Origin of the sequence: Streptomyces sp. WAC 04229, assembly GCF_003947455.1 — a bacterium.
Taxonomy (GTDB): Bacteria; Actinomycetota; Actinomycetes; order Streptomycetales; family Streptomycetaceae; genus Streptomyces.
On sequence record NZ_QHJH01000320.1, the window covers coordinates 1 to 4,526 of the forward strand.

6 protein-coding genes are annotated in these 4,526 nt (G+C 70.4%); 4 read left to right on the plus strand and 2 right to left on the minus strand.

Annotated elements, in window-relative coordinates:
- From DMH12_RS40150 to glmS, 3 genes are all read left to right on the plus strand, one after another.
- Nucleotides 1–211, plus strand: a 211-nt coding sequence (locus DMH12_RS40150; RefSeq protein WP_260474486.1) for an SHOCT domain-containing protein, incomplete at its 5' end; no start/stop codon positions are given.
- 76 nt (nt 212–287) lie between these two features.
- Entirely contained in the window at nt 288–545 is a 258-nt protein-coding gene (locus DMH12_RS37285; protein WP_125495712.1) for a hypothetical protein, read from the plus strand.
- Between the two features lie 33 nt (nt 546–578).
- Entirely contained in the window at nt 579–2,396 is a 1,818-nt protein-coding gene (glmS, locus tag DMH12_RS37290; protein ID WP_125495708.1) for a glutamine--fructose-6-phosphate transaminase (isomerizing), read from the plus strand.
- A 183-nt stretch (nt 2,397–2,579) separates the two neighbouring features.
- Here the strand turns inward: glmS and DMH12_RS37295 are convergent, their stop codons facing one another.
- A complete protein-coding gene (locus DMH12_RS37295) occupies nt 2,580–3,149 on the minus strand; it encodes a GPR1/FUN34/YaaH family transporter (protein ID WP_125495709.1) in 570 nt (189 codons plus the stop codon).
- Nucleotides 3,150–3,308: 159 nt separating this feature from the next.
- The gene (locus DMH12_RS37300; protein ID WP_125495710.1) at nt 3,309–3,836 is read right to left on the minus strand and encodes a universal stress protein; all 528 of its coding nucleotides are present in this window, start codon (nt 3,834–3,836) and stop codon (nt 3,309–3,311) included.
- 294 nt (nt 3,837–4,130) lie between these two features.
- Between DMH12_RS37300 and DMH12_RS37305 the strand changes: the two genes are divergently transcribed.
- Nucleotides 4,131–4,457 carry a hypothetical protein gene (locus tag DMH12_RS37305; protein ID WP_125495711.1) on the plus strand — a complete coding sequence of 109 codons (327 nt, stop codon included), beginning with the start codon at nt 4,131–4,133 and terminating at the stop codon, nt 4,455–4,457.
- Nucleotides 4,458–4,526 lie beyond the last annotated feature (69 nt).

Consider the following 4,526-nt stretch of genomic DNA (forward strand, 5'->3'; position numbering starts at 1 on the left):
AAGCGGCGGGCACCTGCCGGACACGGCCGCCCTCAAGTTCCTGCCCACCGGCACCGGCACCCCGCGGCAACTCGCCCACCTGCGGGACCTGGTCGAGCGCGAGAACGCGCTGCTGCGCCGGCTGCGGGAGCTGGGTGAGCTGCATCGCTCCGGGGTCCTGACGGACGAGGAGTTCAACCTGGCCAAGCAGGCGGTACTGAAGCGATTCTGACCGGCCTCCGCCGCTCCCTGCCCGAAATCGGGCAGGATTCTTGCATAACCGTGTCCCGTACTCCAGGATCTACCGGGTGCACGACGAACTCGTTGATCATCTGACGCGGTCCACCCCCCTGAACCGGGGCGAGGCACTGCGTGTGGTCCAGGACGTGCTCGCCTACTTCGACGAGACGACCGAGGAATTCGTCCGTCGCCGCCACCGCGAACTCCAGACCCAGGGCCTGGTGAACGCGACGATCTTCGAACGGATCGGGGCGGAGCTGAAATACCGGGCGGTGGCACCGGCGGAACTGTCGCTCCGTCAGCTGCGCCGCATCGTCTACGGCTGAGAAGCCGAAGAGGAACACGAGGTTTACGTATACATGTGCGGAATCGTCGGATACATCGGCAAGCGTGACGTCGCACCCCTGCTCCTGGAGGGCCTCCAGCGCCTGGAGTACCGCGGCTACGACTCGGCGGGCATCGTCGTCACGTCCCCGAAGGCGGCCGGCCTGAAGATGGTCAAGGCCAAGGGCCGGGTCCGCGACCTGGAGGCCAAGGTCCCGGCGCGCTTCAAGGGCACCACCGGCATCGCCCACACGCGCTGGGCCACCCACGGCGCCCCGTCCGACGCGAACGCCCACCCGCACATGTCGGCCGACCAGAAGGTCGCCGTCGTCCACAACGGCATCATCGACAACGCCGCCGACCTGCGCCGCAAGCTGGAGGCGGACGGGGTCGAGTTCCTCTCCGAGACCGACACCGAGGTCCTCGTCCACCTCGTCGCCCGCTCCGAGGCGGAGAAGCTGGAGGACAAGGTCCGCGAGACCCTGCGGGTCATCGAGGGCACCTACGGCATCGCCGTGATGCACGCCGACTTCCCCGAGCGCATCGTCGTCGCCCGCAACGGTTCGCCGGTCGTCCTCGGCATCGGCGAGAAGGAGATGTTCGTCGCCTCGGACATCGCCGCGCTGGTCGCCCACACCCGCCAGATAGTCACCCTCGACGACGGCGAGATGGCCACCCTCAAGGCGGACGACTTCCGCACGTACACCACCGAGGGCACCCGCACCACCGCCGAGCCCACCACGGTGGAGTGGGAGGCCGCCTCCTACGACATGGGCGGCCACGACACCTACATGCACAAGGAGATCCACGAGCAGGCCGAGGCCGTGGACCGCGTGCTGCGCGGCCGGATCGACGACCGCTTCTCCACCGTGCACCTCGGCGGCCTCAACCTGGACGCCCGCGACGCGCGCGCCGTGCGCCGCGTGAAGATCCTCGGCTGCGGCACCTCGTACCACGCGGGCCAGATCGGCGCCCAGATGATCGAGGAGCTGGCCCGCATCCCCGCGGACGCCGAGCCCGCCTCCGAGTTCCGGTACCGCAACGCGGTCGTCGACCCCGACACCCTGTACATCGCCGTCTCCCAGTCCGGTGAGACGTACGACGTGCTGGCCGCCGTGCAGGAGCTGAAGCGCAAGGGCGCCCGCGTCCTCGGCATCGTCAACGTGGTCGGCTCGGCGATCGCCCGCGAGGCCGACGGCGGCATGTACGTGCACGCCGGGCCCGAGGTCTGCGTCGTCTCCACCAAGTGCTTCACCAACACCTGCGTCGCCTTCGCGCTGCTCGCCCTGCACCTGGGCCGCACCCGCGACCTCTCGGTCCGCGACGGCAAGCGGATCATCGAGGGCCTGCGCAAGCTGCCCGCGCAGATCGCCGAGATGCTGGAGCAGGAGGAGGACGTCAAGAAGCTGGCCGCGCAGTACGCCGACGCCCGCTCGATGCTCTTCATCGGCCGCGTCCGCGGCTACCCGGTCGCCCGCGAGGCCTCCCTGAAGCTCAAGGAGGTCTCGTACATCCACGCCGAGGCCTACCCGGCCTCCGAGCTGAAGCACGGCCCGCTCGCCCTGATCGAGCCCGCCCTGCCGACGGTCGCGATCGTGCCGGACGACGACCTGCTGGAGAAGAACCGCGCGGCCATGGAGGAGATCAAGGCCCGCAGCGGCCAGATCCTCGCCGTCGCCCACCAGGAGCAGGAGAAGGCCGACCACACCATCGTCGTCCCGAAGAACGAGGACGAGCTGGACCCCATCCTGATGGGCATCCCCCTCCAACTCCTCGCCTACCACACGGCCCTGGCCCTGGGCAGGGACATCGACAAGCCGAGGAACCTGGCGAAGTCGGTCACGGTGGAGTAGCACCCCGTTTGTGGCTTTTAGGGGCGCGGGGCTGTGTCGATTTTGCGGCTCCGCCGCGTGGGCGCGACCAGCCACAGCGAACCTGCACGGGCAACACAACCGAACGGCCCCCCACGTGTGCCACCAAACACGTGGGGGGCCGTCCCATCACCGGGGAGCCGCCCGACCCCCCAGCCGGCGCAGCTAACCGGTGGCCGTCACTCCCCGGCCCGCAGCGCGTCGCGAGACATCCGTGGGCCAGTGGGCCAGGACCGCGGTCGCCGCATACCAGGCGACCGCCCCCGCCCCGACGGCGAACCACCCGCCCGCCTTGCCCAGCACCGTGCTGTCGGCGAACGAACCGACGGCGAGCAGCAGCAGGGACACGCAGAGCAGCCCGTACATCCCCTGCCCGAGCGCGTCGCCGCCGGCGAACGTGAGGGTGAGGGCGACGAGGGCGAACAGGAGCAGGAAGAGTCCCGCCGCGTTGGCGGAGACCTCGTCGCCGGCGGAGACGGCCCAGGTGAACCAGAGCGCGCCGAGGACGGTGAAGGCCGTGCCGGAGGCGGTGTCGCTCTCGCGCAGTGCGAGCAGACCGGCGACGAAGAGCGCGACGCCGCCGACGTACTGGGCGACGGTCACGGCGTCCGCCGCCGTCACCTGGTCGATCACGGCGGTGTGACCGAGGCCGAAGGCCAGCAGGGTGATGCCGAGGGCGAGTCGGCCGACGATGGTGGTGGTGGTGGTGCTTCCCGCGGAGACGTCGTTGTCCACGGCGGGCTCCCTTCATGCATGTGCGGTTGTGCGGTGACACGTATATGCCCTTCACAAAGGCACAAACACCTCTACGCGTCGGTAGCTTCACGCTGCATGAACAGGGGGGCCGCCTGGGACGACGGGGACGCCCGGGGCCACCCGGGGCCACCCGGGACGCTACGGAATGATCACCACGGGTCGCTTCGCCCGCTTGGCGAGCCGCCCGGCGACGGAGCCGAAGAGCCGGCCCACGAGTCCGTGACTGGAGCCGACGACGATGGCGTCCGCCTCGTACTCCCGGCCCACCTCTTCGAGTTCGTGGCAGATGTCGCCGCCGCGCTCGACCAGGATCCAGGGGACGTCGGCGAGATAGTCGGCGCACGCCAGCTCCAGACCCAGCACCTCGGTGCGGTGGTCCGGCACGTCCACGAAGACGGGAGGCTCGCAGCCCGCCCACACCGTGGTGGGCAGTCGGTTGGCGACATGCACGATGACCAGGCCGGAGCCCAGGCGGGATGCCATGCCGATGGCGTACGCGAGGGCACGCTCACTGGATGTGGAGCCGTCGAAGCCGACCACGACCCCGTGCTTGAAGGCGGGGTCGCACGACTGGCGTGGCTCTTCGGCCGCCAGAGGCTCGGCCGCCGTAGGTTCGGCGACGGGCCGCTTGCGGTCCGCGGGTTCGAAGAATTCGTGACCGGCCATGGCTGTCTCGGCGTTTTTATCCTCTATGGGGGGCCAACAGTGGGCGGCTGAGCTGTGTCCGGGAATGGTCTTCCCAACCCCATACCCCCAAGGGTACGGCGGCACGCCTCCTTCGCCCAGATCCCGCGGAGGGTCCGCCGCGGGGTTCACCGGAGCATGCCCGAGGGGCGCCCGCAACGCAATGGTTGCTGCCCTGTACAGGCGGTTTGCACAGGATTCAACTGCCGGTGACCGGTCGTGACCGACGCGCCGCGCGGGCGTTGATCTCCATGCCGCCAGCCCCAGGGAGCACCCGTGTCCGGACCGCACCGCCCCGCCGAGCCGACGTCCGCGCCCTCCCGGGACGGCGTGACCGACCTCGTCCGCTGGGCGGCGTTCAGCTGCTTCCTGGTCCCGGTCGCGCTCCTCTGGTACGGCGCGTCCTTCGCCGGCACGGCCGGCACCGCCCTCGGCCTGGCCGCCGTCACCGGCGTGTGCCGTCTGCTGCTGCGGCGGTCCGAGCGCCTCGCCGCGCACCCGCGCGGCGGGGAGCGAGCGGGGCGGGGCGGCCGCCGGCGCAGGCCCGCGGCGCGGGCGCGCGGGGGCGGACGGCACGCTGGGGAAAACACACCGGTCGACTGACCGGTTTCCGCGCACAGTTCCGCTTCTTTTCAGCCAACTTCCAGGGGTGGCTCATCTCCCCCCCTCACC